Origin of the sequence: Thioalkalivibrio sp. ALM2T, assembly GCF_000381505.1 — a bacterium.
Lineage (GTDB): Bacteria > Pseudomonadota > Gammaproteobacteria > Ectothiorhodospirales > Ectothiorhodospiraceae > Thioalkalivibrio > Thioalkalivibrio versutus.
The window spans coordinates 155,702-180,364 of the sequence record NZ_KB906557.1 but is presented as its reverse complement, the minus strand read 5'-3'; the positions used below and the strand labels follow the sequence as shown (position 1 = coordinate 180,364).

The window sequence follows — 24,663 nt, the reverse complement described above, 5'->3', positions numbered from 1 at the left end:
ATAACATGAATCTAGCGTTCTTCTCGCCGGACGCCGGCCTTGAGCACGACAATGGTCCCGGCCACCCGGAATGTCCGGAGCGGCTGACCGCAATCCGTGATCAGCTGGTGGCCAGCGGGCTGGATCCGTGGGTCCTGCATCGCGAGGCATTCCCGGCGACGCGGGCAGACCTGCGCCGGGTTCACACACGCGACTTTATCGACACCATCCAGCAGCACGTTCCGGAAGGGGGGCGGGTGATGCTGGATGGCGACACGGCCCTGTCGCCGGGGACTCGCGAGGCCGCATTGCTGGCGGCCGGCGCGGGCATTGGCGCGGTGGACTGGGTGATGGGGGCGGCGAACCGGCGGGCCTTCTGCGCGGTACGGCCGCCGGGTCACCATGCTCGTGCCGACCGGGCGGCCGGGTTCTGCCTGTTCAACAACGTGGTGATTGCCGCCCGCCATGCACAGGAGCGCCATGGCGTGGGGCGCATCGCCATCGTCGACTTTGACGTGCACCATGGCGACGGCACCGAGTCCCTGGTGGCGGGTGATGCCGCCATCCTGTTCGCTTCCGCCTTCGAGCATCCGGCTTATCCCGGGTCGGGCATCCCGCCGCTGGCCGACAACTGCCTGAATGTCCCGGTACCCGGCGGATCGTCGGGGGAGCAGTGGCGCGACGCGGTGGCTGGGGCCTGGTTCGATGCGCTGGACGCCTTTGCCCCGGAACTCGTGCTGATCTCCGCCGGATTCGATGCCCATCGCGAGGACGAACTCTCGCGCCTGTTGCTGGCCGAGGATGACTACGCCTGGATCACTCGTGAGCTGGTGGCCCTGGCCGAGCGTCACGCCGGTGGGCGCGTCGTCGCCATGCTGGAGGGTGGCTACGCCCTGAGTGCCCTGGGGCGTAGTGTGGTGGCGCATATGCGTGCCCTGGCCGCCCTTTGACCTGCCCCGCTTGCGGCGCAGCTGCCGCGTATGGGTGGCGCCGCGTTCATGGTTGAGCGGGGGCCGCCTTGTTCAGCGGTTGCGTTCGCCATATACCGACGCGGCGAGGCGGGCGCCGCTGGCGAGCGCTACGTTCACCAGTACCAATACGGGGGCAAAGGGCTGATCCAGAGGCAGGCTGAGGCTCCAGGCGATCAGGAAACCCGCCAGGGCGATGGCCTGGGTCCACAGGAACAGCCCGCGCAGATCGCGCGCGAGATAGGCCGCACCCCAGGCGGGCAGCAGCAGGGTCGCGAGGGCGGCGGGCAGGCCCAGGACCATGCTGCCCAGCACGACCGCGGCGACCAGCCAGCCGATCTCGGTGAGTCGTTGCCACGTGGGCGGGGGGCGTGTGGCGGGGACATCGGGAGCGAGCTGCGCATGCCGCCATACGCGGTACAGTCCGGGCGCGAGCAGGATGCTGGCGACCGCCAGTACCGCCACCGCCCACAGTTCGTTCGGTCCGGCAAAGTACAGCTGGCCTTCGGCCCAGGAGGCTGCCGCCAGGCTGGCCTGGGAGAAGTTGGCGGCCAGTAGGGTCACGGCCGCAAGGCCGGCCAGAAACACCCCCAGCGGCAGGCGCTCGCGGTCCGCGCTGCGCTGCAGCAGGGCCATCACGCTGGAACCCAGGACGAGCGCCACGAACAAGGCCGGCCAGTGCAGCACCGAGGCCACGACCCCGCCGACGGCGGCCCATTGGCCGAGCGCGAGTGCCTGCCAGACCGAGCCGCGCAGGAACAGTCCGGCGCCGGCGAGAGCCAGCACGCCGGTGATCAGCAGGCCTGCCACGAAGGGCATGAGTAGCAGGTCACCCAGCATGGATGTATTCCGTCAGGGGGTGGCGCTCGACCCCGGCGGCCTCCAGGAAATCGTCGTCATGGCTGGTCATCAGCAGTGTGGTGCCGCCTGGCAGGCCAGTGATCAGCTCGATCGCATCGTGGCGCACCTCGGCATCCAGATGATTGGCCGGCTCGTCCAGTAGCACCAGACGCTCCGCCGGCGGGCGCGTGGCATGGCTGGAAAGTGCCGCGGCCAGGCGCAGCAGTTGCCATTGCCCTCCGCTTAGGCGGTCGAGCCGCCGGTCCATCAGGGCGCGCACGCGTGCCTGTTCGGGTGGTTGCGCCCCCATCGCCCGGAACCAGTCGTGTCCGGATAGCGGCCAGGGCTGGCGGCGCGGGTGGTCCTGCGCGAGCAGGCTGATCCGGGCTTGGGGGGCAAGTTCCAGGTGACCGTGATGCACCCGCGCCTGTCCCGTCAGGGCCTTCAGCAGAAGCGATTTTCCAATGCCGTTGGGCCCGGTCAGGGCCCAGCGCGAGCCGATCGGCATTTCCAGGGTCAGCGGCCCCAGCACCGGCCGGTCAAACCCCAGCCGGGCCGACTGGAAACGAAGGATCGGTTGAGCGGGGTCGCGAGACATCCGGGTTCCGGTGACGGGGTGCGCGAATGATAACGGACCGGTGGAGCGATTCGGGTCCGTCGTCAGGGGATGCGGGCCAGCGCCTCTGCGGGTGGCCGCGGCGTGATTACCGTTGAGGGAGGGTTCCCGCCCAGGTGGTCATCAGCTTCAGGTAGCCGTCCAGCGCCGTGTCGGCTGGAGGCTCGAGTGCTACCGCATGGCTCGGCCAGCCCAGGTGCCGTTCCAGGAACTCTGCGCCGCGTGCGGGCTGGAAGGCCGCGTAGAGGACCGTGCCCTCGGTGCCTTCCAGGTCGCTCACCAGGCTGCGCAGATGACGGGCGGTGGGCGGGATGCCCGGGGCCGGTTCCAGATAGCCCACGATCTCGACCGGCAGCCACTCCTCGAGGTAGTCGAGGTCCTCGTGGTAGACCACGATGCGCTGGCCCGGCTCGACCTGTTCGGCCAGGGCCTTTGCGTGTTCGTGCAGGCGCTCGGCGGCGCGCTCGGCGCGTTCCGTAAACGTGGTGGCATGCTCCGGGCGCAGCTCGCCCATGCGCTCGGCCAAGGCCAGCGCGATCTCCGCCATGCGCAGCGGATCGGCATTGAAGTGCGGGTTCCCCTCTTCGTGGACGTGGCCCATGTTCGGGCCGTCCATGGTGATCGAGCGGCGTAGCTCGATCATGTCCGCCGCACGGAAGTGGCCCGGTTGGCCCGAGTTGATGGCGCGGTTGCGGGCGCCGCTCTGGGCGGCCGGCAGCCAGCCTTCCTCAAGTCCGGCGCCGATCTCGAGCAGCATGTCGGCGCGGCGCAGGGCGGCCATGAAGCTCGGGCGGGCGTCCAGATAATGCGCGTCGCGATCCGGCGGTGCGAGGACGCGGACCTCGGTCTCGTCGCCGCCGATCTCGCGGGCCAGGACGCCCAGGGTAGAGGTGGTGGCGACGATGTTCAGCCCGGCGGCGGCCTGCGACGGCAGCAGGAGCAGGGTCAGCAGCACCACCGAGGCGAGGGTGGTGAGCGTTCGGGTCATGCGGGTGCGAGTCTTGCGATAGGACATGCGGGACTCCATTCAGATCGGGATAGGGGTGGAGGCCGGCAGGGCCGGAAGCAGCCCCGGCCGGCCTCGCGAGCTCGAGCGATGGTTAGAAGCGGTGGGCGCCGTGGGCGCCGAGGGCCACGTTCAGCTGCAGCATGAACTCCAGGCCGCGATCGCGATCGCCGTGGTCATCGACAAAGTCGTTCTGGGACAGTTGGGCGCGCAGGAAGACCGGCTCCACCGGGCGGAAGGTGACTTGGGCGGTGTGGCGATAGGAGGTGCCGAAGGACTCGCCGTCACCGCGGCCGACGTCGTTGCTCAGGCCCAGGGCCTCGGCGCGCAGGCCGGCTTCCCAGCGCGGGGCAAAGCCGTAGACACCCTGGACGTAGATGCCGTCCTGCTGGTTCTTGAACGACTGTTCGTTGCGTACGAAGCCCACCGGCCCGTTGCCGTCGGCTTCGAAGTTCACGTCACGGCGGTCGACATCGATCTCGCGGTAGAAGTACTCGCCCTGCAGGCGCCAGTCGCCATGGCCGTAGGCGCGGCCGGCACTGTATTTGTAGACGGCATCCAGGCCGGCGAACCAGGCGCTGCCGTCCCAGTCCTCGAAGCGCGTGGAGTGCTCGTCGGTGACCTGGTAGCTGCGGGCGTAGCCGCCGGAGACACCGAATTGTGCAGCGTGGTCCGGCCCGAGATCCGGCCCGATCTTGGCAAAGGCGGTGACCAGGCGTGGACCGGAGCGGTCGCGCAGGATGCGGTCCTGATCGTTCAGCGACGACTGGCCGCCTTCGTAGTTGGCGATCCCGCTGGTCTCGCCCTGAAGCAGCTCCACACCCAGCTGGGTGTAGGTCGCGGTGGGGGCGAGCCAGGTCGCCTGTACGCCCTTTTCCAGCAGGCCGTGGTCTCCGAACAGGTACTCGTTGACCAGCGGGCGGTTCACGAAGTCCCACTCGTGCGGGTGGCGGTTGTTGATGTAGCCGATGTCAGACAGGAACTTGCCCGCCTTGAGCTGGAGGCCGCCGGGCAGGGCGCGGGTGGTCAGGTAGGCCTCGTCGACCTCGATGTCCTGGTCGTCGAATTCGATGATCACGGTGGCGTCCAGGAGGTCGCCGAGACGGGCCTGGAAGCCCAGCTCCGAATGGCCCAGATTGAAGCCGTCGTCGAGGCCGTGGTCGTCGCCATTACCATGGCCGTGATCGTGGCCGTCGTCGAAGCCGGCGGGCGAATCATTACCGTGCGAGAGCTCGTTGTAGTAGATGCCCTCGAGGATCAGGGAGACGTCCATGCCCCAGGCGGACTCGTCGTCACCGGCGGTCCATTGCGCCGCGGCGGTTCCGGGGGCGGCGAGTGTCAGGCTGGCCAGCGCGGCGAGGACGGGGCGTGAGAACGGGGTGAGGGGCATGTCGGGCTCCTGGTTGCGTGGCAGTCTGCCGGTCCGGGCAGTGCCGATCAACGAAATTGGACTGTTATAGCGTAACTCCTGATAAGGAGAACGTTATACAATAACAATTCAGGTTTCAACCCCCGATCGGGCGCTCCGGTGTGCTGCCGGTTAGTCGCCTGGAAGGCCGGCGCGGGCGAAGGCATCGCGCCAGGACTGCAGCTTCTCGTCCAGGCTCAGTCGGGCGTTGGCCGGGCTGGTGGAGGGCAGGCGCAGGGCCTCGACGCCCAGGGCGCGAGTCTCGTGGATCCGCCGCGCGCTTTCGGCGCCGTTGTGGATGATCACGCGCAGGTCCGGGGCCTCGCGGGTCAGGCGGGCGAGATCGTTGGGGACCGGGGCGCGGATGGCGCTGTCCAGGCTCCCCTCGCGCGAGCAGGCGCCGTACACATCCCAGAGGCCCACGCCGTGGTCGAGCAGGCGCTCGATGCGTTCGGGGTAATCCATTTCCGGGAAGGGCTCGCCCAGGATCTGTCCGACAATCGGCCAGAACTGGTTGCGCGGGTGGGCGTAGTAGGCCTGGGCCTCCAGCGAAGCGACGCCGGGAAAGCTGCCCAGCACGATCAGGCGGGTGTCCGCACGCAGGATGGGCAGGAACGCCTCGAGGGTCGGCGCGGCGGCGGTCATTGGAGGGCCGGGTTCAGGTGGGCTGTGCAGACGCGCGGCGTCAGGCGCGGTCCTGCTGACGCCGGCGGCAGTCTCCGCACTGGCCATGCAGCTCCACCATGCGCGAGTCGATGGCGAAGTCCTGGCCCTCGGCCTCGTGCTCCAGCGCCTGGCTGGCCGGCTCCGGGGTGTGGAACTCGGTGATCTGGCCGCAGCCGTCGCAGATCATCAGGGCCGACTCGTGGCGCTCGCCGGGGTGCGAGCAGGCGACGAAGCCGTTGAGGCTCTCGATACGGTGGATCAGGCCCTGCTCCAGCAGAAAGGCCAGGGTGCGGTACACGGTTGGCGGCTTGATGCTGTGATCATCGGAGGACAGCGCGTGGATCAGGTCGTACGCCTTGATGACGCCCTCGGTGCGCAGGATCTGCTCGAAGATGCGCCGGCGCTGCTCGGTCAGGCGAGCACCACGGGTCGCGCAGACGCGTTCGGCGTCGGCCAGGGCCTGTTCGATGTCCGGCGTCTTGGTCTCGGCGGCGGCAGTCATGCGCCTAGGATAGCCCAAACGACCACGGTGCCCGTAACCGCCTCGGTGATCAGGCGGGTTCGGCGGCGCGAGTGGTTTCGGTGTCGGGCTCGGTTGGATGGGTCGCCTCGGGGCGCGCGAAGACCTCGGCGGACCACCGGGCGCGTTCGGCGGCCGGCTCGATGTCGCGGGCCACCATGTGTGCATCCACCGCGAGGATGCGGTGGTCCAGGCCTTCGCCGTTGGCGATCTGGATGGCGAGCCCGGGCCGGGCGTTGAGCTCCAGGATCAGCGGCCCGCGGTCGGCATCGATCACCACGTCCACCCCCAGGTAGCCGAGCTCGCTCAGCTCAAAGCAGCCGGAGGCCAGTTCCATCAGCTGGTCCCAACCGGGGATTTGCAGACCGACAATGCTCTTTTCGCTGTCGGGGTGCTCGCGGCAGGGCCGGTTGTAGCGCACGCCGCCGATGGTGCGGCCGGAGCCGAGGTCAATGCCGGTTCCCACGGCACCCTGGTGCAGATTGGCCTTGCCGTCGGAGTCCTGGGTTGGCAAGCGCATCATCGCCATGACCGGGTAGCCGCGATAGACCACGGTGCGGATATCCGGCACGCCCTGGTGCGAGACCTCATCGAAGATCGAGGAGAAGCGCACCCGCTGCTCGATCATGGCGGCATCCGGTCGGCCACCCAGGCTGTACATGCCCGAGAGGACGTTGGCGATGTGATCGTCCAGTTCGCTCAGCTCCATGGCGCGGCCACCGGCCCGACGAGGCCGATCGCCGCGCCAGCCGTCGATCACCAGAATGCCGTCGCCGGCCGCGCCGTGGGCCGGCTTGATGACGAAGCCGTCTTCATAGTTCCGCAGCTGCTTCCGCACGTCGCGAATCTGGCGCAGGGTGCGTACGACGCCGTACAGATCCGGCACCGAGAGCCCGGCATCCAGGGCGAGTTGTTTGGTCTGCAGCTTGTCGTCTACCCGTGGGTAGAATCGCCGTGCGTTCCAGGCGGCGATATAGCGGGCATTGCGGGCGTTCATGCCCACGATGCCCTGCTCCTTCAGCAATCGCGGGCGGACGAAGCGCGGCAGCCAGGCGGGCATTAGTCGGTCCTCCGCATTGCGTCCTGGATCCTCCCGAAGCGGAACAGTTCGGTCAGGCGGTAGCCGGTGTAGCGTCCCAGCAGCAGGGTCACGGCCAGCAGGACCAGCAGCAATTCCGGGAACACGAACAACAGGTGTTCCAGCTGGCGGTTGGCCATCAGCCCGTAGGCCGCGGCCGCGACGGCCAGGCTGCCAATCCCCTGGGTGATGGCATCGGCGGGGCCGTGTTCCTCCCAGACCACCGACATGCGCTCGATGGTCATGGCGAGGATAACCATCGGGAACAGTGACAGCGCCAGGGCGCGCTCGAAGCCGAGCTGGTGCGACAAGATGCTGATGCCGAGCATGAGCATGATGACCACGCTGACCACTGCCGCCAGGCGCGGGACCAGTAGCAGTCTGAGGTGCTCGAGGTAGAAGCGCACCACGAGACCCAGCGACACGATCAGCGTGAACAGGATGATCCCGGCCAGCAGCTGGGTCTCGCGGAAGGACAGTGCGATCAGCACTGGCATGAAGGTGCCGAAGGTCTGCACGCCGATCACGTTACGCAGGAACACGATGATCATCGCACCCAGCGGTACCATCAGCAGCACCCGGTAGGTGTTCTGTGTGCCCAGCGGCAGGTTCAGGGTGGAGAAGTCGAGGAAGCGACTGTCCAGGGTGTCGCCGAAGCGCTGGATGGTCGCCAGGGCATCCTGCACCCCGCGGGCCACCGCAAAGCGCACCTCCGCGTTCTCGCCGTTGGATATCTCCAGGAGCGGGGCGTCGCCGTGCGACCAAACGGCCACGTCGGAGGGGTACTCGATTTCGCCGCTCTCCGGGTCGATGGGCACCCAGCGCCGCGTGTTGTGAACCTCCAGCCAGGTCTGCGGTTCGATGTCGCGGCGCCCGTCGACCAGGCGCAGGGCGGTCACTTGCCGAGCCGGGATGCGGGCCGTGGCCAGCAGCTCGATCAGGGTCTCGGCCCGGCGGGCGCGATTGTCGTCGCTCTCGATAAACACGGCCGCATTGGAAGCCGGTGCGGCATTGGCGAGGTCATTGACCAGTACCGAGGCAAAACTCTGGATGTCCGAGGAGCGTCCGCGGACGTCATCGATCAGCGCCTCGGCGGCCGAACGGAAGGGTTCGGTCCAGTCGGGCACGGCCACTGGCCCCGGGTAGTCGGCCTCGGAGCGGTCGTCTCCGTCACGGTAGAGCGTGGCGCGGTAGTACAGCACCTGTTCGCCGCGCGGCTGACGGGTAGTCCACTGGGCCAGGCGATCCTCCGCCTGGAGGACGGTGTTCAGGCCGTAGCCGCGGGATACGAAGCCTTCGTCCAGGATGGAGAAATTCGGCAGGCGGTGTGGGATTCGAAGCTGCACCGTGGTGGCCTCGCCGGTGGCCTGAAAGCGCACGCGAGCCTCCACCTGCCAGGTCTCGGCGGTGGCGTCCGGCTGCAGGGGCATCCCCAGCGCGCTGACCTTGTAGGCGAAGACCCCGAGTCCGATCGCACTCAGCAGTACGATCAGGATCGGCAGGTGGAAGCGCCTCACTGGTCATCCGCCGCGCAATTGGGTGCGCGCAGATGTTCCTCCCCGGAGTCCACCAGGATGTGTCCGGCCATGTGGCTGCGCCCGATCAGGGCCTGGTAGGTCAGGGCCGTGCGGTCGATCAGGCTGGTGTCGGCGGTCAGGAGCTGGTCCCCGATGCAGAACTCCATGCGCACCACCGGACGCTCCTGCGAGTCTCCGCTGTGCCTGCGAATGCGCACGATGCGCTCGATGGGTCGCTCTAGGGTGATGCGTGCGTCCTCGTCTTCCGGATCGATGATCTCGAAGCGGATCCAGTCCTCGCCGTCCCTCTCGAAGCGCTCCTTGTTCAGCGCGTTCAGCGAGGAGGAGGTGGCGCCGGTATCCATGCGCGCCTCCAGCGCAACGCCTTCCTCGGCGATCAGGACGTTCTCCACGACACCGAGGATGGCCAAGGAGGCCCCCGACTCGTGGGCCGCGGCGGATTGCGTCTGGACCGCCAGGCCAAGCAGCATGGTCAGCAGGATGGATTCGGTTAAGCTGGAACGACGGGTGGCTGGGGCAGTCACGCAGTCTCCTGAAGGTTACAAAATAGCGAAGTTTAGCTGATCACAGTTCCCGTCCTCTGTTAAGGGGGTCACAAAGCCGGGTAAACGCCGATCACTGTTTCCCCGGAGTCCAGGAGTTGCCATGCGCTGGGTAGTCGATCTCGCCAATTTGACCATGAACGATGTCGCCCGGGTGGGTGGCAAGAATGCCTCGCTGGGCGAACTGCTGGGTCAGCTTGGCGCCGCCGGGGTGCGCGTGCCGGGCGGATTTGCCACGACCGCGGATGCCTATCGCGCCTTGCTGGCGAAGGACGGGCTGGACGCGCAGATCAAGGCGCGCCTGGCGGACCTCGATATCGACGACATCGAGGCCCTGCGCGCGGCCGGGCGCGAGGTGCGCGGCTGGGTCGAGCAGGCCGAACTGCCGGGCGAGCTGGAGGAGGCGGTGCGCGAGCACTACGCGCAACTGGGCGATAACGTGCCGGTGGCGGTGCGTTCCTCGGCCACCGCCGAGGACCTGCCCGAGGCCTCGTTCGCCGGGCAGCAGGAGACCTTCCTCAACGTGCGCGGTATTGATGCTCTGCTGCAGCGGCTGCGCGAGTGCTTCGCCAGTCTCTACAACGACCGCGCCATCGCCTACCGCGTGCACAACGGCTTCGCCCATGACGAGGTCGCGCTGTCGGCCGGCATCCAGCGTATGGTGCGCTCCGACGTCGGTGCCAGCGGTGTGATCTTTACCCTCGATACCGAGAGTGGCTTCCGCGATGCGGTGTTCATCACCGGGGCCTGGGGCTTGGGTGAGACGGTCGTGCAGGGCGCCGTGAACCCCGACGAGTATCAGGTCTACAAGCCGGCGCTGGCGGCCGGAAAACGCGCCATCATCGGCCGTGCCCTGGGCACCAAGGCCGTGCGCATGGTGCTCACGGAGGACGGTACCCGCACCGAGGACACCCCGACGGACCTGCGCCACCGCTTCTGCCTCTCGGATGCCGATGCCGAGCAGCTGGGCCGCTATGCGGTTGCCATCGAGCAGCACTACGGACGGCCGATGGACATCGAGTGGGCGCAGGATGGCGAGACCGGCGAGCTGTTCATCGTGCAGGCGCGTCCGGAGACGGTGGAAAGCCGGGTCGAGCTGGGTGCGGGCGAGCGTTACGAACTGGCGCCGCACGACGCCGAGCCGGTGGTGACAGGGCGTGCAATCGGCTCGAAGGTGGGGGCCGGTATCGTGCGCGTGCTGGATTCGCCGGATGCGATGCACACCATGGAAGAGGGCGACATCCTGGTCGCGGACATGACCGACCCCGACTGGGAGCCGGTAATGAAGCGCTCCGCTGCGATCGTGACCAACCGCGGCGGACGTACCTGCCACGCGGCGATCATCGCCCGCGAGATGGGCATCCCGGCGGTGGTCGGTTGCGGTAACGCAACCGAGGTTCTCTCCGATGGGATGGAGGCGACGGTCTCCTGCGCCGAGGGCGACGACGGACATGTGTACCCCGGCAGGCTCGACTACGCGGTCAAGAAGACCGAGATCGGCGAACTGCCGGAGTTGCCGGTCAAGCTGATGCTGAATGTGGCCAACCCCGGGCGGGCCTATGCCTTCTCGCAGTTGCCACACGCGGGGATCGGTCTGGCGCGGCTGGAGTTCATCATCAACGGCACCATCGGCGTGCACCCGCTGGCGCTGCTGGACTATGCCGAGGACCCGAATCGCCTGGAGCCCGAGGTGCAGGAGCGTATCGCCGAGCGCCTGCATGGCTTTGATGATGGCCCGCGCGAATTCTTCGTGCGCAAGCTGTCCGAGGGTATCGCGACGCTGGCGGCCGCCTTCGCGCCGGAGCCGGTGATCGTGCGCCTGTCCGACTTCAAGTCCAACGAGTACGCCCATCTGATCGGTGGCGCTGGCTACGAGCCGCAGGAAGAGAACCCCATGCTCGGCTTTCGTGGGGCCTCGCGCTACCGCTCGGAGGTCTTTCGTCCGGCGTTCGCGATGGAGTGCGAGGCGTTGCGCCGGGTCCGCGACGAGATGGGCCTGGACAACGTGCAGATCATGGTCCCGTTCGTGCGCACCCTTGTCGAGGCCGAGGACGTGATCCGGGTGCTGGGCGAGGAGGGCCTGCGCCGCGGCGAGCAGGGCCTGAAGATCGTGATGATGTGCGAGATCCCGTCGAATGCCCTGCTGGCGGCGCGCTTCCTCGAGCATTTCGACGGCTTCTCCATTGGCTCCAACGATCTGACCCAGTTGACCCTGGGGGTCGACCGCGACTCCGGGCTGGTGGCGGATTCCTTCGACGAACGCAACGATGCGGTGAAGGCGCTCTTGAGCATGGCGATCCGCGCCGCCCGCCGCGCCGACAAGTACGTCGGGATCTGCGGGCAGGCCCCTTCCGACTATCCGGAGCTGGCGGTCTGGCTGATGAACGAGGGTATCGATTCGCTGTCGCTGAACCCTGATTCGCTGTTGTCCACCTGGGAGCAGCTGGCCAAGGGCGGGGGGCCGGGAAATGGCTGAGTCCGTCGCCCAGTGCCCGCAGGTCTACCTGGTCTCGGATGGCACCGGGATCACCGCAGAGACCCTGGCGCGCTCACTGTTCACCCAGTTTCCGGATGTCGACCCCGCCTGGCACCGGCTGCCCTTCGTGCAGACGCCCGGGCGCCTGGCCGCCGTGTTCGCCCGGGTCGAGGCCGGGCCGCAGCCCGCCCTGGTGGTGGCCACCCTGGCCAATGCCGATCTGCGGGCCGATCTTCGCCAGAGCCCGGTGCCGGTGATCGACGTCTTCGGCGAGCAGGTCGAGCGGCTGGAGAATCTGCTGGGAGCGACGGCGCAGTCGGTCTCCGGGCGCGCCCACGGCATGGGTGACGTCAGCCGCTATGACCGGCGCATCGAAGCGCTCAACTACACCCTGGCGCACGACGATGGGTTGGCCGTGCAGGACCTGTCGGTGGCCGACGTGGTGTTGCTGGGTGCCTCGCGTTCCGGCAAGACGCCGACCAGCCTCTATCTGGCCATGAACTACGGGCTGTTCGCGGCGAACTACCCGCTGGTCCCGGAGGACCTGCGCCAGGGCGACATCCCGCACATGCCGGAAGGGCTGCGCGGCCTGGGTGGGCGCCTGGTGGGGCTGACAATCACCCCGCAGCGGCTCGCCCAGATCCGCGAGGGCCGCCGGCCCGACAGCCGCTATGCCAGCCTGGCCCAGTGCCGGGCCGAGTGTGCGGCGATCCAGGAGTTCCTCGATAGCTGGCAGATCCCGCATCTGGACGTGACCGAGCTGTCGATCGAGGAAATCGCGACTCGCGTACGCGACTGCATGGATACCCGCCGCGGCGTTTGAGCAGTGTCTCCCTGGGAGACACTGCTTCATTCGCACGACCGCGTTGGTGCCCACGGAGCGCGTTGCGGCTCGTTTATGTAGCTCGGCTACACCTCACTTACCGCGCCTTGTCACCGAACAAAATCGAGTCGAGCGCGTACGGGCGACTGGATCCGCGTCTCCCTCGCTTGGCATCCCGCCGGGCTTGCCGGAGAATGGGCGCGGTTAACTCGCTGCATCGCAAGGAGTCTGCATGCCCGCCACCGGAACCGGACAAGAGATCGCCATCTTCCTCGTTGGCGTTGTCTTCGGGATTTATATCATCCTGTTGATTTTGAGGACGATCTTCGGCCTGGTGCGGGCCGATTACTACAACCCGATCTCGCAGACCATCGTGATGCTGACCGACCCGCCGTTGCGGGTGTTGCGGCCCGTGATCCCCTCGGTCGGGCGGGTGGATCTGGCCGCGATCGTGCTGATGATCGTGCTCAAGTTCATCGAAATCTGGTTGCGCGTGCTGATTGTGGGTGTGGATGCCGGGGTCGGGATTATCCTGGCCGTGGCAATCCGGGAACTGCTGACCACGGTGATCTGGGTCTTCATCATCGCGCTTATTGCCGAGGTGGTGATGAGCTGGCTTCAGGCGGGGGGCGGTTCCGCCAATAACCCCATCATGCGGCTGGCGGGAGCGGTGAACCGCCCCATCCTCGGCCCTCTGCGCCGGGCCCTGCCGAATACCGGCGCGATCGATTTTTCGCCAATGATCGCCTTGGTCGGGCTTTATATCTTGCTGATTATCGTGCGCTCTTTTTGAGGTAGATCGGCGCCCGCGCAAAATGCGCGGGGCGGCCTTGCCAGTTCGGGTGCAAAACGGGCTAGACTCGGGACGAGGGGCCCCTGCGGCAATGCCGCCGCCAGGTCCCCGTTTCTCAAACGGAACAGGAGTCAGTCATGGCAAGAGTGCATCGGGTCATCACCGGCTTTCTCGTCGCATTGGCGGCGGTTGCTCTCGGAAGCTCGATCGCATCCGCCAACGAGGCGGAATTCGACAATTACGTCGTCTACTACAACGTGATCAACACCACCTTCCTGTCCCCGGAGGTCGCGCGGGCCTATGACGTGCGGCGCAGTTCCAACCGGGCCATGGTCAACATCAGCGTGATGGAGCGGGGTGACAACGGCTTGCAGGCGGTCTCCGCGGAAGTCAGTGGTTCGGCCACCAACATGAATGACCAGATGCGCAGTCTGCGCTTCCGCGAGATTCAGGACGGTGATGCCATCTATCACCTCTCCGAGGTGACGGTGCGCGGCGGGGAAACGCTCGAGTTCCAGATCGACATTACGCCGGCGGACAGCGATCGCACGCTGCCGGTTCGGTTCACCCGCGACTTTTACGCCGACTGAGCCCCGCCGCGGGGCCCGCGAACGATGCCCCGCTCGTCCGGGCGGGGCATCACAGCACCAGGCGTAGCAGCATCCATGCGCCGTACAGTGCGACCCCGCCGCCGGCGATCCGGCGGACCCAGGGGCGGCGCACGAAGGCCGCCAGGCGCGCGGCGAACACCCCCATCAGTAGCAGATTCGGCAGCGTCCCCAGGGCGAAGGCGCCCATCAGGGCGGCCCCTTCCAGCGCCCCGCCGGCACTGAGCGACCAGGCCAGCACGCTGTACACCAGGCCGCAGGGCAGCCAGCCCCACAGCCCGCCGACCATCAGCGCCTGACCGGCATGGCGCACTGGCAGGAAACGCCGGCCCAGCGGCTCGATGCGGCGCCACAGCACGCCACCGGCCTGTTCCAGACGGGCCAGGACCGGCCACCAGCCCCCGAGATAGAGCCCGAGCAGGATCAGGAAGACGGCGGCGATGCCCTGGAGGATCGCCTGCCCGGCGGGCAGGCCGCCGAGCAGGCTAGCCCCCAGCCATCCCGCCAGCGCGCCGGCGACCACGTAACTCGCCATGCGTCCGAGGTTATAGGCCAGCAGGAGGTCGAGCCCGGGTCCGCGGCGGCCGTGGCCCATGGAGATCGCGCCGACGATGCCGCCGCACATCCCCAGGCAGTGCACGCCACCGAGGATGCCTACGGCCAGGGCCGCCAGCAGGGTGCCCGGATCACTCATCAGAAAGCGCCTCGGTCAGCGAGGGTCGGCCGCATCGCCGAGCACCTCGTGCTTGGTGCGGATGAAGGTCGCGTGCGGGATGTAGAGCAGGTCTGCCAGGTGCCGGATTACCGCTTCCTGGCGCTTGTTGAGGTCGCGGTTGGCCCAGGCGGCACGCCACAGGGCGCGCATGATGTCGGTCTTCTGCTCGGCATCAAAGGATGCGTTCACTTCGCGCACCATGGGGTGGATGGAGATCAGTTCGTCGCTGTCCTCCTGGGCGATCTCCAGCATCGCATCGGCGGTATCACTATCGAGCCGGAACAGTTCGATCAGGCTGGCGCGCACGGACTCCAGTTCCTCGGCGTGCAGATCAAAGTCGGCCCGGCAGACCTCCATGATCAGCGCCGCCGCGGCGCGTTGCAGGCGCTCCTCGGGGGCGCCCTCGGGGCGGTCGCTGCGTTCGGCGCCCAGCAGGCGCTGCCAGTGGCTGCGTAGTTGTTCGATCAAGTCAGGGTCTCCGTGGTCTTGCGCTGTGCGGTATGGTGCCCGAATGGAACCCGCCCGGCCCGAATCCCCCGATCTTCTCCTGCTCTCCGGCGGCATCGAGAGCAGCGCCTTGTTGGCGCAGGAGCATGCCGCCGGCCGCTCGTTGCGCGCCGTGTGGGTCGACTACGGCCAGCGTAATGCCGCGCGCGAATGGGCCGCCGTGGAACATTTGGCGGGCGTGTACGCGTGCATGCCCATTGCCCTGGATCTGCAGTCCCTGCGCTCGGCGTTTACCCGTCGCAACGACTGGGTCGGGCATGTGCCGCTGCCGCAGCGCAATCTGTTGGTGCTGGCCCTGGCGGTCAACCTGGCCGAGCATCACGGCGCGGCACGCATCCTGCTGGCGCTGAACCGCGAGGATCAGGGGCATGGTCCGGGGTCGCAACCGGGGTTTGTGCAGCAGGTCTCGGAGCTGGCCGCAGGTCTGGTGCCCGGCCTACAGGTGGAGGCCCCGCTGATCGAGCGGACCAAAGCCGAGATCATTGCCGCCACCGACCCGCTGGGGATCGACTGGCGCCACACCTGGAGCTGCCTTCTGGCACAATCGCGCCAGTGCGGGCGTTGCCCGCAGTGTCAGGCCCGGCGTGCCGCGTTCGCCGCGGCCGGCATCCCTGACCCGACCGACTACCGCGAAGCCCCCCGATGACCGATCCCGCCATTCCCCGTCATGTCTCCGAGCGTCTGGAGATCGCCATCCTTACCGGCGAGACCCTGCAACTGAACTGGGTCGAGCCCAATTCCAGCCAGGCCTGGTGGGGCAAGGTGACCCCGCGCGAGGTGCGCGAGGCGGACGGGTGCCACTGGCTCGACGGGGAGTGCGAGGGCCGTACGGTACAGATCCGGCTGGACTTGATCCGCAACCTGCCGACACCGGTCAAGTAGCAGCCTCCACGCCTCCCGGGTCGCTCAGGCCGGGCAACAGGTCCGCGAGCGATTCCAGCAGTTCGAAGTCCTCCGAGTGCATGGGCTCGCCGCGCTCGTCCGGGTAGCGCATCCCCCGCAGTTCGGCGATCCCCGCTCCGGCGGCGCTGGCCAGCGCCAGCAGGTTGTCGTCCACCAGCAGCGTACGTTCCGGAGCGTACGGTGTGACCCGCTGCAGGCGTTCCCAGAAGCTGCCGTCTTCCTTGGCGCAATCGAGGTCGTGGGCGGAGACAATGGTATCCAGGCGGTCGCCAATGCGGGTGAGCCGGTGCTTGAAGGCGTAGACCTGCGGGTGGGCGTTGGTGACCAGCACCCGCCGCCGCCCGGCCCTTTGCAGGGCACCCAGGATTTGATCGGCATGCGGTTTCAGGGCGATGTGGTGGGCCAGTTCGCGTTTCAGGCCGAGGATGTCCAGACCGGTAAAGCGGGTCCAGTGATCCACGCAGTACCACTCCAGCTTGCCGCGCACCCGCTGCATTTCGTCCTCCAGGCGGCGGCGCGCGCATTCCGGGTCATCCGGTTGGCAGCGGATGTATTCCTGCGGGATCAGTTCACGCCAGAAGCGATTGTCGAAATGCAGATCCAGCAGCGTCCCGTCCATGTCGAACAGCACCGTGTCGATGCGATCCCAGGCGATCGCGGCGGGCGGTCGCGGATTTTTTTCGGGGTTTTGCGGGTCCACAGCTAACGGCTACACGAAAGAGGGTGACGACGATGGCCCCCATGGTACCCCAATCGCGGTTCCTTCCCGCGCCCCTGCTCCTTGCGCTGATGGCGCTGCCGCTGGCGGTACAGGGAATGGACCCCGGTGACCCGGACTACGACCCGCTGGAGGATGACAGCCTGTGGGGCGAGACGGTCTCCCCGGACCAGACCCAGACCACCAGTCCGGAGCTGACCTTCCTGCTGGAGGAGCCGGACCGGACTCCGCATCACCACCAGAACCAGATCCGCATCACGCAGTCCTCGCTGGAGGATGGCTGGGCCGATCTGCGCCAGTGCCACAATGATGTGGCGGCCATTCGGCGCATGGTCATTGTGTACAATGAAGCCAGAATCGACGAGCTCCAGGTCGAGTCCACCCGCAACATCGAATCCGCGCGCGCCGAGGGCGATCGCGTGGACCTGCGCGGGGTGCAGCGGGACGCCGAGGTCTGCGTGACCGCGCGCATGAAGATCGTCGAGGATGAGGGGGATGGCGTCTATCGCCTGGAGAACGGCCCGTTCGTGCGCCGCTTCCTGGATGGCTACTTCCCGATGCGCGTCACCATGGCCGTGAGCTGGGGCGATCTTGACCTGCGTCTGGCGGAGACCGAGCCGGCCGACCAGGAGGGGTTCGAGGTGGTCACCTCCGATCACGGGTTCATGTTCGACACCCTGTTCGAGGGCGAACTGCGCACCCTGGTGCGGCTACGCAACAGCCATTAGGGAAACGCTGACGCATTTACCCGCTCGCGCTTGACGTGTTTGCGTGCAACCAAGGTGCGGCGCTGCCGTGCAGTCCCTATGCGGCAGGTGAGCCGCAGCGCCGCGCGCGCGAAAAGGCGGCGGAGCCCGTAGGGTGCCAACGCGAGCGTGTACATTAAGCAGCGTTTTCCTAAGCGTTTTCCTACATGTCTCCCGGAGGGCGCATGAGCCGAGACAAGCCGGATGTCCAGGGCCGCCGTACGGTCGCCAGCAGCCGCCTGTTCGAGGTGGAGGAGCTGGATCTCGAATTCAGCAATGGTGCGCGCACCTGCTTCGAGCGTCTGGTCAGTCGTGGCCATGGGGCGGTGATTATTGCCCCGGTGCAGGCCGACCGGACTGTCCTGCTGATCCGTGAATACGCCGCCGGCACCCACCGCTACGAGCTGGGTCTGCCCAAGGGACGGATGGAGGCGGGCGAGGACATCCTGACTGCCGCCAACCGCGAGATCATGGAGGAGGTCGGCCACGCCGGGCATCGCCTGACCCACCTGGGCGCGCTGACCGTGGCACCCGGCTATATGGCCCACCAGACCCATCTGGTGCTGGCCGAGGACCTGTATCCGCAGGCCGCGGAAGGCGACGAACCGGAGGCGCTCGAGGTGGTCCCCTGGTCGCTGGACCGGCTGACCGAGCTGGTCGCCCGGGAAGATCTGACCGAGGCGCGCTCCATCGCCGCGCTGTACATGGTGCGCGATTACCTCGACGCTTGAGCGCAACCCTGCCAAGCTAGGCGGAACGTTCCGGGAAAACGGGAGTTCCCCATGCATGCTCCGCCGAAGGATTCGGCTCTTACTGCCCTGATGCACGAGGTGGCCGCGCTGGCCGACCTGGCTGGCCATGCGATCCTCGAGCTCTACGAGACGCGCTTTGCGGTCACCGAAAAGGCCGATCATTCGCCGCTCACCGAGGCCGACCTGGCTGCCCACCGAATCCTTGCCAATGGGCTGGCCGACATCGACCCCGATTGGCCCGTGTTGTCGGAGGAGGGGCAGGACGTGCCCTTCGAGCGCCGTCGCCAGTGGCAGACCTACTGGTTGATCGATCCCCTCGACGGCACCCGCGAGTTCGTCAAGCGCAGCGGCGAATTTACCGTGAACGTGGCCCTGATCCACGACCACGAGCCGGTGCTGGGCGTCGTCTGGTGTCCGGTGCTCAAGCGCCTGTACGCCGGTCATCGCGATGGCGTGGCCATTCGCCGTGACGAGGATCAGCCCCCGCGGGAAATCGCAGTGGCGCGCGACCGTATTGGCACCGACCACCCATTGGTGGCGGGCAGCCGTTCGCACGGGGCGGAACGACTCAAGGTGGCCCTCGACCGTTTGGGGCCCCACGACCTGGTCAGCATGGGCAGCTCGATGAAGCTGTGCCTGGTAGCCGAGGGAGCTGCCGACATCTATCCGCGTCTGGGGCCCACCAGCGAGTGGGATACCGGCGCGGCGCACGCCGTAGTCCGGGCCGCAGGCGGACGGGTGACGGATCTCCACGGGCAGGAGCTGCGTTACAACACGCGCGAAAGCTTGCTGAACCCCGAGTTCCTGGTGTGCGCGGGCAACCCCGACGGCTGGTTGCGCCGCCTGGGGCTTCCCGACGCCTGAGTCCCGCGCTCCGTGTCAGGCGGCGCCGTTGGTCCGCGACGGGGCCACCGGCTCCGGCGTGATGTCCCAGATGTGGTTGGCGTAGTCGCGGACCGTGCGGTCGATCGAGAAGAAGCCCATGCGCGCGACATTCAGGATGGCCGCTTCGGCCCAGGCAGCGCGATCGGCGTACAGGGTGTCGGCGCGGTCGCAGGCCGCGGCGTAGGCCGGATAGTCGGCGATGACGAAGAACGGGTCCTCGTGGCGCAGGTAGCGCCCAAGGTCGCCATGGGTCTCCGGGTCGTCGCAGGTAAAGAACCCCGATTCGATCATCTCCACCGCGGCGGCCAGGTTGGGCTGCTGCGCCAGGATGGCCTCGGGGCTCGGGCCGCTGCGGCGATGCTCGACCACCTCGTCGGCAGTCATGCCGAAGATGAAGATGGACTCCTCGCCCACCGCGTCGCGGATCTCGATGTTGGCGCCGTCCAGCGTGCCGATGGTCAGGGCGCCGTTCAGTGCCAGCTTCATGTTGCCGGTGCCGGAGGCCTCGAAGCCGGCCGTCGATATCTGTTCGGAGATATCCGCCGCCGGGATGATGATGCTGGCGGAGCTGACCTCGTAGTTGGGGAAGAACACGCACTTCAGGCGGTCACCGATCGCCGGGTCGTTGTTCACGATATCGGCGACTTCGTTGATCACCTGGATGATGCCCTTGGCGCGGGCATAGCCGGGTGCTGCCTTGCCCCCGAACAGGACCACGCGCGGCGGGACGTCCTCGCCGGCGCGGATGCGCTGATAGAGATCCACCACGTGCAGGAGCTTTAGTAGCTGGCGCTTGTATTCGTGGATGCGCTTGATCTGCACGTCGAACATCACGTCCGGGTTCAACTCCACGCCGGTGCGCTCGCGGACCAGGTCGGTCAGGCGCTGCTTGTTGGCGCGCTTCACGTCCATGAACGCCTTTTGCAGTTCCGGATCCTGGGCGTAGGGCTCCAGCGCGCGCAGACCGTCCAGGTTGTACTGCCAGTCGTTGCCGATGCGCTGGCCCAGCAGGTCGGTGAGCGCGGGATTGGACTGGATCATCCACAGCCGCGGGGTCACGCCGTTGGTCACGTTGACGAAGCGCTCCGGCCACAGGTTGTAGAAGTCCTCGAACAGGGTCTCCTGCAACAGCTGGGTATGCAGCGCCGCCACGCCGTTCACGCGGTGCGAGCCGACGACGGCCAGGTGCGCCATGCGTACACGGCGACCGTTCCCCTCGTCGATGATGGAGAGCCGCGCCAGGCGTTCGGTGTCGCCGGGATAACGGTGGCGGACCTCTTCCAGAAAGCCGTGGTTGATCTGGTAGATGATCCCCATGTGCCGCGGCAGCACGCGCTCCATCAGCTCGACCGGCCAGGTCTCCAGGGCCTCGGGCATCAGGGTGTGGTTGGTGTAGGCGAAGGTCTTCCGGGTCAGTTCCCAGGCACGCTCCCAGGACAGCTCATGCGCGTCCATCAGCAGGCGCATGAGTTCCGCCACAGCAATCGCCGGGTGGGTGTCGTTCAGCTGGATGGCGACCTTGTCGGGCAGGGCGTCGAGGTCATAGCCCAGCGCCAGATGGCGATCCAGGATGTCCTGCAGCGAGGCGGAGACGAAGAAGTACTCCTGCTTCAGCCGCAGTTCCTTGCCGATCGCGGTGGCGTCGTTGGGGTACAGGACCATGGAGATGGTCTCGGACTCGGCCTTGTCCGCCACCGCTCGGATGTAGTCGCCCTCGTTGAAATAGCGCAGGTCGAAGTCGCGAGTGGCCTTGGCCGCCCACAGGCGCAGGTTGTTCACGTTGCGTCGGCCATAGCCCGCGGTCGGATAGTCGTAGGCCATGGCCAGGACTTCCTCGCCATCTTCCCAGGTGTAGCGGGTCTCGCCATTGGGGTGATGGTGCTCGACCACGTAGCCGTAGAAGTGCACCGGATACTTGCGGTCCGAGCGCGGGAACTCCCACGGGTTGCCGTAGCGCAACCAGTTGTCCGGGTGCTCGACCTGCTGATAGGGCTCGAACTCCTGGCGGAACATGCCGAATTCGTAGCGGATGCCGTAGCCATAGCCCGGGTAGCCCTGGGTGGCCAGCGACTCGAGAATGCAGGCAGCCAGGCGCCCGAGGCCGCCGTTGCCGAGGGCCGCGTCATCTTCCAGGTCGAGGATGGTGTCGAGGTCCACGCCGAGATCGGCCATCGCCTGGCGGGCCGGTTCGAGGATGCCCATGTTGCGCAGGTTGGCCTCGAGCATGCGCCCGATCAGGTACTCCATCGACAGGTAGTAGACACGCTTGACGTCCTCGTCCGCGAACTGGCGGCGGGTCAGCAGGCGGCGTTCCACCATGCGTTCGCGGATGGCGAAGGCCAGGGCCTCCATCCAGTCGCGCTCGGTGGCCTGGCGCGGGTCTTCGCCGACCACGCGGACCACGGCATCGCGGATCGATTGCCGCAGGCCCTCCACATCGTTGGGGAGGTTGGGCAGGTGCGTGACTTCGGGGGCGGCCATCGGGCGGATCTCCAAAAAGGGGTAGACGCGCCGCGACCCGGGTTTATCCCTCCCGGGCGACGGCGCGATAGCCGATATCTGTTCGGCAGTATATATCGTCGAAATGAATCTGTTGCACGGCCGCGTAGGCCTTTTCTTGCGCGGCCTTCACGTCCTCGCCGAGGCCGACCACGCACAGTACGCGGCCGCCTGCGGTGACCACCTGACCGTCCGGCTTCGTCGCGGTGCCGGCATGGAACACGCAGGCATCGGGGTCGTCCGTCACCGCATCCAGGCCGGTGATCGGATCGCCCTTGCGGTAGTCGCCGGGGTAACCCCCGGCGGCCAGGACCACGCCCAGGGCCACGCGCGGATCCCAGCGTGCCTCCACCTGGTCCAGGCGACCGTCCAGCGCGGCCTCGACCAGTTCGCTCAGGTCCGATTCCAGTCGGCTCAGGATCGGCTGGGTCTCGGGATCGCCGAAGCGGCAGTTGAACTCCAGCACCTTCGGGTTGCCGGCCGCGTCGATCATTACGCCGGCATACAGAAAGCCGGTGTAGCGCTCGCCGTCCGCGGCCATACCCTGCACGGTCGGCTCGATTACTTCGCGCAGGATGCGCTCATGCAGGGCATCTGTCACCACCGGTGCGGGTGAATATGCACCCATGCCTCCGGTATTCGGGCCCTGATCCCCGTTGTCGCGGGCCTTGTGATCCTGTGAGGAGGCCAGCGGCAGCACATGCTCCCCGTCGACCATGCAGATAAAGCTGGCCTCCTCGCCGGTCAGGAACTCCTCGATGACCACGCGGTGCCCGGCCTCGCCAAAGGCATTGCCGCCCAGCATGTCGTGGACGGCCGCGCGCGCCTCGTCCTCGGTCTGCGCCAGGATCACGCCCTTGCCGGCGGCCAGGCCGTCGGCCTTGACCACGATGGGCGCACCGTGGGCGGCGATGAAATCCAGCGCGGCTTGTTCGTCCTCGAAGCTGCCGTAGGCGGCGGTCGGGATGCCGTGGCGTTGCATGAAGTCCTTGGCGAAGCTCTTCGAGCCCTCTAGCTGCGCCGCCTTCGCGGTGGGACCGAAGCAGCGTCGTCCGGCGGCGCGGAACGCATCCACTACACCGGCGACTAGCGGGGCCTCCGGGCCGACGACCGTAAAGGCCACTGCCTCGCGCTCGGCCAGGGCCAGCAGCGCGTCGATGTCGGTGACGCCGATCTCGACGTTCTCGCACTTTGCCTCGCGCGCGGTCCCGGCGTTGCCGGGGGCCACCAGGACACGCTCGATTCGCGCGGACTGCGCCAGCTTCCACGCCAGGGCGTGTTCGCGGCCGCCGTTGCCGATTACCAGTACGTTCATGGGAGGTCCCGGGTCAGTGGCGGAAGTGGCGCATGCCGGTGAACAGCATGGCGATGTCGTGCTCGTTGGCCGCGTCGATCACCTCCTGGTCGCGCATCGAGCCGCCGGGCTGAATCACCGCGGTGATGCCGGCCTCGGCGGCGGCATCGATGCCATCGCGGAACGGGAAGAAGGCGTCCGAAGCCATCACCGAGCCGGCCACCTGCAGGCCCTCGTCGGCGGCCTTGATGCCGGCGATGCGCGCGGAGTACACCCGGCTCATCTGCCCGGCACCGACCCCGATGGTCTGTTCGTCGCGGGCGTAGACGATCGCGTTGGACTTTACGTACTTGCCCACCTGCCAGGCGAAGCAGAGGTCCTTCATCTCCTGTTCGGAGGGCGCGCGCGCGGTCACGGTCTTCAGCTCCACATCGGCCAGGCTGCCGCGATCGGCATCCTGCACCAGGAGCCCGCCGCCGATGCGCTTGTAGTCGAGGCCGGGACCGACACCCGCCGGCGGGATCTCGAGTACGCGAACATTCTTCTTGGTGGCCAGGGCGCGCAGCGCGCCCGGGGTGATCTCGGGGGCGATGACTACCTCGACGAACTGGCGGCTGACGATCGCGTGCGCGGTGTCGCCGTCCAGCGGGCGGTTGAAGGCGATGATGCCGCCGAAGGCCGAGGTCGGGTCGGTCTGGAAGGCGCGCTCGTAGGCCATCAGCTGGGTCGGGGCGACCGCCACGCCGCAGGGGTTGGCGTGCTTGACGATCACGCAGGCCCCAGCCTCGAACTGGCGCACGCATTCCCAGGCGGCATCGGCGTCGGCCAGGTTGTTGTAAGAGAGTGCCTTGCCCTGGTGCTGGCGGTAGCTGGCCAGGGTGCCGGGTGCAGGCTGAGGATCACGATAGAACGCGGCGCGCTGGTGCGGATTCTCGCCGTAGCGCAGGGTCTCGATGCGTTCGAAGGTGGCGTTCAGCTGTCCCGGGAAGGGAGCCGCTTCGCCATCCTCGTCGAGGGCCGAGAGGTAGTTGCTGATGGCGGCATCGTAGCGCGCTACGTGATCGAAGGCCGCGACCGCCAGGCGGAAGCGCAGCGACTGCGGCACCTCGCCATGGTCGCCGATGGCCGCGGCGATCTCGCTGTACTGGTCCGGGCTGGTGGCCACGGCCACGTCGCGGTAGTTCTTGGCCGCGGCGCGCAGCATCGCCGGGCCGCCAATGTCGATGTTCTCGATGGCGTCTTCCAGACTGCAGCCGGGACGGGCCACCGTCGCCTCGAAGGGATATAGGTTCACCACCAGCAGGTCGATCGGCGGGATGTCCTGCTCGGCCATCACCGCGGAGTCGATGTCGCGCCGGCCGAGCAGCCCGCCGTGGATGCGCGGGTGCAAGGTCTTGACTCGGCCATCCATGATCTCGGGGAAGCCCGTGTGCGCGGAAACCTCGATTACCGGAAGGTTGTTTTCGGCCAGCAGGCGGGCAGTCCCGCCGGTGGACAGAAGCTCGACGCCGCGTTCATGCAGGGCGCGAGCGAGCTCCACGACGCCGGTCTTCTCGGAGACCGACAAAAGGGCGCGCTGGATAGGGCGGCTGGGGGTCATGCGGGGCCTCGGGATCGCTGCAAAACGACCATTATATCGAACGCGCGGCCCGGATGGATCGGCATTCGGAGTCGCGAAGCCGAGGTCGCCAGACGGGCCCTCAGCTTGTAATTTTTGCGCAAAACCTTCAGGGTATAAAAACGATTTCGGACACAACGCCCGCGTTCAGACGCATCGCGCGGC

General features: G+C 67.4%; 25 protein-coding genes. 10 read left to right on the top strand and 15 right to left on the bottom strand.

Annotated features, from left to right (window positions below; genetic code table 11):
- Positions 1–5 precede the first annotated feature (5 nt).
- Positions 6–929, top strand: a complete 924-nt coding sequence (locus tag F816_RS0103520) for a histone deacetylase family protein (RefSeq protein ID WP_019593574.1) — start codon at positions 6–8, stop codon at positions 927–929.
- Positions 930–1,001: 72 nt separating this feature from the next.
- Here the strand turns inward: F816_RS0103520 and F816_RS0103515 are convergent, their stop codons facing one another.
- The 9 genes from F816_RS0103515 to F816_RS0103475 form a co-directional block, all read right to left on the bottom strand.
- Positions 1,002–1,787 (bottom strand): metal ABC transporter permease, encoded by a 786-nt coding sequence (locus F816_RS0103515; RefSeq protein WP_019593573.1) that lies wholly within the window; start codon positions 1,785–1,787, stop codon positions 1,002–1,004.
- Complete coding sequence (locus tag F816_RS0103510) at positions 1,777–2,385, bottom strand: AAA family ATPase (protein ID WP_019593572.1); 609 nt, start codon at positions 2,383–2,385, stop codon at positions 1,777–1,779. The genes F816_RS0103515 and F816_RS0103510 overlap by 11 nt, the downstream gene beginning before the upstream one ends.
- 106 nt (positions 2,386–2,491) lie before the next feature.
- Complete coding sequence (locus F816_RS0103505) at positions 2,492–3,418, bottom strand: metal ABC transporter solute-binding protein, Zn/Mn family (RefSeq protein ID WP_019593571.1); 927 nt, start codon at positions 3,416–3,418, stop codon at positions 2,492–2,494.
- Positions 3,419–3,503: 85 nt separating this feature from the next.
- Positions 3,504–4,799 (bottom strand): TonB-dependent receptor, encoded by a 1,296-nt coding sequence (locus tag F816_RS0103500; protein WP_019593570.1) that lies wholly within the window; start codon positions 4,797–4,799, stop codon positions 3,504–3,506.
- A gap of 150 nt (positions 4,800–4,949) precedes the next feature.
- Positions 4,950–5,462, bottom strand: coding sequence for a DNA-deoxyinosine glycosylase (locus tag F816_RS0103495; protein WP_019593569.1), 513 nt, complete (start codon positions 5,460–5,462; stop codon positions 4,950–4,952).
- Between the two features lie 40 nt (positions 5,463–5,502).
- Positions 5,503–5,985, bottom strand: coding sequence for a Fur family transcriptional regulator (locus tag F816_RS0103490; protein ID WP_019593568.1), 483 nt, complete (start codon positions 5,983–5,985; stop codon positions 5,503–5,505).
- Positions 5,986–6,034: 49 nt separating this feature from the next.
- A complete protein-coding gene (locus tag F816_RS0103485; RefSeq protein ID WP_019593567.1) occupies positions 6,035–7,063 on the bottom strand; it encodes an alpha-L-glutamate ligase-like protein in 1,029 nt (342 codons plus the stop codon).
- Entirely contained in the window at positions 7,063–8,598 is a 1,536-nt protein-coding gene (locus F816_RS0103480; RefSeq protein WP_019593566.1) for an inactive transglutaminase family protein, read from the bottom strand. The genes F816_RS0103485 and F816_RS0103480 overlap by 1 nt, the downstream gene beginning before the upstream one ends.
- Complete coding sequence (locus F816_RS0103475; RefSeq protein WP_051080081.1) at positions 8,595–9,089, bottom strand: ATP-dependent zinc protease; 495 nt, start codon at positions 9,087–9,089, stop codon at positions 8,595–8,597. The genes F816_RS0103480 and F816_RS0103475 overlap by 4 nt, the downstream gene beginning before the upstream one ends.
- A 175-nt stretch (positions 9,090–9,264) precedes the next feature.
- On the opposite strand from F816_RS0103475, the gene ppsA reads away from it, so the two are divergent.
- From ppsA to F816_RS0103455, 4 genes are all read left to right on the top strand, one after another.
- A complete protein-coding gene (gene ppsA, locus F816_RS0103470; protein ID WP_019593564.1) occupies positions 9,265–11,637 on the top strand; it encodes a phosphoenolpyruvate synthase in 2,373 nt (790 codons plus the stop codon).
- Positions 11,630–12,460, top strand: a complete 831-nt coding sequence (locus F816_RS0103465; protein WP_019593563.1) for a pyruvate, water dikinase regulatory protein — start codon at positions 11,630–11,632, stop codon at positions 12,458–12,460. The genes ppsA and F816_RS0103465 overlap by 8 nt, the downstream gene beginning before the upstream one ends.
- Positions 12,461–12,692: 232 nt before the next feature.
- Positions 12,693–13,253, top strand: a complete 561-nt coding sequence (locus F816_RS0103460; protein ID WP_019568473.1) for a YggT family protein — start codon at positions 12,693–12,695, stop codon at positions 13,251–13,253.
- Positions 13,254–13,390: 137 nt separating this feature from the next.
- Complete coding sequence (locus F816_RS0103455) at positions 13,391–13,843, top strand: DUF4426 domain-containing protein (RefSeq protein ID WP_026333113.1); 453 nt, start codon at positions 13,391–13,393, stop codon at positions 13,841–13,843.
- Between the two features lie 49 nt (positions 13,844–13,892).
- On the opposite strand, the gene F816_RS0103450 is transcribed toward F816_RS0103455, so the two are convergent.
- Both F816_RS0103450 and F816_RS0103445 read right to left on the bottom strand, forming a co-directional pair.
- Positions 13,893–14,555: a sulfite exporter TauE/SafE family protein gene (locus F816_RS0103450; RefSeq protein ID WP_019593561.1), complete on the bottom strand. Its 663-nt coding sequence runs from the start codon at positions 14,553–14,555 to the stop codon at positions 13,893–13,895.
- A gap of 15 nt (positions 14,556–14,570) precedes the next feature.
- Positions 14,571–15,044: a TerB family tellurite resistance protein gene (locus tag F816_RS0103445; RefSeq protein ID WP_019593560.1), complete on the bottom strand. Its 474-nt coding sequence runs from the start codon at positions 15,042–15,044 to the stop codon at positions 14,571–14,573.
- A 43-nt stretch (positions 15,045–15,087) separates the two neighbouring features.
- On the opposite strand from F816_RS0103445, the gene F816_RS0103440 reads away from it, so the two are divergent.
- Together F816_RS0103440 and F816_RS0103435 are read left to right on the top strand one after the other, a co-directional pair.
- Positions 15,088–15,729 carry a 7-cyano-7-deazaguanine synthase gene (locus F816_RS0103440; protein WP_019593559.1) on the top strand — a complete coding sequence of 214 codons (642 nt, stop codon included), beginning with the start codon at positions 15,088–15,090 and terminating at the stop codon, positions 15,727–15,729.
- A complete protein-coding gene (locus F816_RS0103435) occupies positions 15,726–15,965 on the top strand; it encodes a hypothetical protein (RefSeq protein ID WP_018144741.1) in 240 nt (79 codons plus the stop codon). Before F816_RS0103440 ends, F816_RS0103435 begins: the two co-directional genes overlap by 4 nt.
- Here F816_RS0103435 and F816_RS0103430 read toward each other — a convergent pair.
- Positions 15,958–16,686, bottom strand: a complete 729-nt coding sequence (locus F816_RS0103430) for an HAD family hydrolase (protein WP_019593558.1) — start codon at positions 16,684–16,686, stop codon at positions 15,958–15,960. The genes F816_RS0103435 and F816_RS0103430 overlap by 8 nt on opposite strands.
- Positions 16,687–16,727: 41 nt before the next feature.
- Between F816_RS0103430 and F816_RS0103425 the strand changes: the two genes are divergently transcribed.
- The 3 genes from F816_RS0103425 to cysQ all read left to right on the top strand — a co-directional run bounded on the left by F816_RS0103425 (position 16,728) and on the right by cysQ (position 19,066).
- Positions 16,728–17,432 (top strand): hypothetical protein, encoded by a 705-nt coding sequence (locus F816_RS0103425; RefSeq protein ID WP_026333112.1) that lies wholly within the window; start codon positions 16,728–16,730, stop codon positions 17,430–17,432.
- Between the two features lie 203 nt (positions 17,433–17,635).
- Positions 17,636–18,181, top strand: coding sequence for an ADP compounds hydrolase NudE (gene nudE / locus F816_RS0103420; RefSeq protein ID WP_019593556.1), 546 nt, complete (start codon positions 17,636–17,638; stop codon positions 18,179–18,181).
- A gap of 51 nt (positions 18,182–18,232) precedes the next feature.
- Positions 18,233–19,066 carry a 3'(2'),5'-bisphosphate nucleotidase CysQ gene (cysQ, locus tag F816_RS0103415; RefSeq protein WP_026289495.1) on the top strand — a complete coding sequence of 278 codons (834 nt, stop codon included), beginning with the start codon at positions 18,233–18,235 and terminating at the stop codon, positions 19,064–19,066.
- A gap of 15 nt (positions 19,067–19,081) precedes the next feature.
- On the opposite strand, the gene F816_RS0103410 is transcribed toward cysQ, so the two are convergent.
- From F816_RS0103410 to purH, 3 genes are read right to left on the bottom strand one after another with little or no spacing between them, the layout of a single operon-like run.
- On the bottom strand, positions 19,082–21,568 hold the full coding sequence (locus tag F816_RS0103410; protein WP_019593555.1) for a glycogen/starch/alpha-glucan phosphorylase: 2,487 nt from the start codon (positions 21,566–21,568) through the stop codon (positions 19,082–19,084).
- Positions 21,569–21,611: 43 nt separating this feature from the next.
- A complete protein-coding gene (purD, locus tag F816_RS0103405) occupies positions 21,612–22,901 on the bottom strand; it encodes a phosphoribosylamine--glycine ligase (RefSeq protein ID WP_019593554.1) in 1,290 nt (429 codons plus the stop codon).
- Between the two features lie 13 nt (positions 22,902–22,914).
- Positions 22,915–24,480, bottom strand: coding sequence for a bifunctional phosphoribosylaminoimidazolecarboxamide formyltransferase/IMP cyclohydrolase (gene purH / locus F816_RS0103400; protein WP_019593553.1), 1,566 nt, complete (start codon positions 24,478–24,480; stop codon positions 22,915–22,917).
- Positions 24,481–24,663: the final 183 nt, after the last annotated feature.

Excerpts from the sequence above, each read along its gene's own strand:
- F816_RS0103515 (WP_019593573.1), bottom strand. The coding sequence starts at position 1,787 with ATGCTGGGTGACCTGCTACTCATGCCCTTCGTGGCAGGCCTGCTGATC.
- F816_RS0103460 (WP_019568473.1), top strand. The coding sequence starts at position 12,693 with ATGCCCGCCACCGGAACCGGACAAGAGATCGCCATCTTCCTCGTTGGC.
- F816_RS0103510 (WP_019593572.1), bottom strand. The coding sequence starts at position 2,385 with ATGTCTCGCGACCCCGCTCAACCGATCCTTCGTTTCCAGTCGGCCCGG.
- purH (WP_019593553.1), bottom strand. The coding sequence starts at position 24,480 with ATGACCCCCAGCCGCCCTATCCAGCGCGCCCTTTTGTCGGTCTCCGAG.
- F816_RS0103475 (WP_051080081.1), bottom strand. The coding sequence starts at position 9,089 with ATGCTGCTTGGCCTGGCGGTCCAGACGCAATCCGCCGCGGCCCACGAG.
- F816_RS0103465 (WP_019593563.1), top strand. The coding sequence starts at position 11,630 with ATGGCTGAGTCCGTCGCCCAGTGCCCGCAGGTCTACCTGGTCTCGGAT.
- ppsA (WP_019593564.1), top strand. The coding sequence starts at position 9,265 with ATGCGCTGGGTAGTCGATCTCGCCAATTTGACCATGAACGATGTCGCC.
- F816_RS0103450 (WP_019593561.1), bottom strand. The coding sequence starts at position 14,555 with ATGAGTGATCCGGGCACCCTGCTGGCGGCCCTGGCCGTAGGCATCCTC.
- F816_RS0103520 (WP_019593574.1), top strand. The coding sequence starts at position 6 with ATGAATCTAGCGTTCTTCTCGCCGGACGCCGGCCTTGAGCACGACAAT.
- F816_RS0103490 (WP_019593568.1), bottom strand. The coding sequence starts at position 5,985 with ATGACTGCCGCCGCCGAGACCAAGACGCCGGACATCGAACAGGCCCTG.
- F816_RS0103410 (WP_019593555.1), bottom strand. The coding sequence starts at position 21,568 with ATGGCCGCCCCCGAAGTCACGCACCTGCCCAACCTCCCCAACGATGTG.
- purD (WP_019593554.1), bottom strand. The coding sequence starts at position 22,901 with ATGAACGTACTGGTAATCGGCAACGGCGGCCGCGAACACGCCCTGGCG.
- cysQ (WP_026289495.1), top strand. The coding sequence starts at position 18,233 with ATGCATGCTCCGCCGAAGGATTCGGCTCTTACTGCCCTGATGCACGAG.
- nudE (WP_019593556.1), top strand. The coding sequence starts at position 17,636 with ATGAGCCGAGACAAGCCGGATGTCCAGGGCCGCCGTACGGTCGCCAGC.
- F816_RS0103440 (WP_019593559.1), top strand. The coding sequence starts at position 15,088 with ATGGAACCCGCCCGGCCCGAATCCCCCGATCTTCTCCTGCTCTCCGGC.
- F816_RS0103435 (WP_018144741.1), top strand. The coding sequence starts at position 15,726 with ATGACCGATCCCGCCATTCCCCGTCATGTCTCCGAGCGTCTGGAGATC.
- F816_RS0103495 (WP_019593569.1), bottom strand. The coding sequence starts at position 5,462 with ATGACCGCCGCCGCGCCGACCCTCGAGGCGTTCCTGCCCATCCTGCGT.
- F816_RS0103485 (WP_019593567.1), bottom strand. The coding sequence starts at position 7,063 with ATGCCCGCCTGGCTGCCGCGCTTCGTCCGCCCGCGATTGCTGAAGGAG.
- F816_RS0103425 (WP_026333112.1), top strand. The coding sequence starts at position 16,728 with ATGGTACCCCAATCGCGGTTCCTTCCCGCGCCCCTGCTCCTTGCGCTG.
- F816_RS0103505 (WP_019593571.1), bottom strand. The coding sequence starts at position 3,418 with ATGTCCTATCGCAAGACTCGCACCCGCATGACCCGAACGCTCACCACC.
- F816_RS0103455 (WP_026333113.1), top strand. The coding sequence starts at position 13,391 with ATGGCAAGAGTGCATCGGGTCATCACCGGCTTTCTCGTCGCATTGGCG.
- F816_RS0103500 (WP_019593570.1), bottom strand. The coding sequence starts at position 4,799 with ATGCCCCTCACCCCGTTCTCACGCCCCGTCCTCGCCGCGCTGGCCAGC.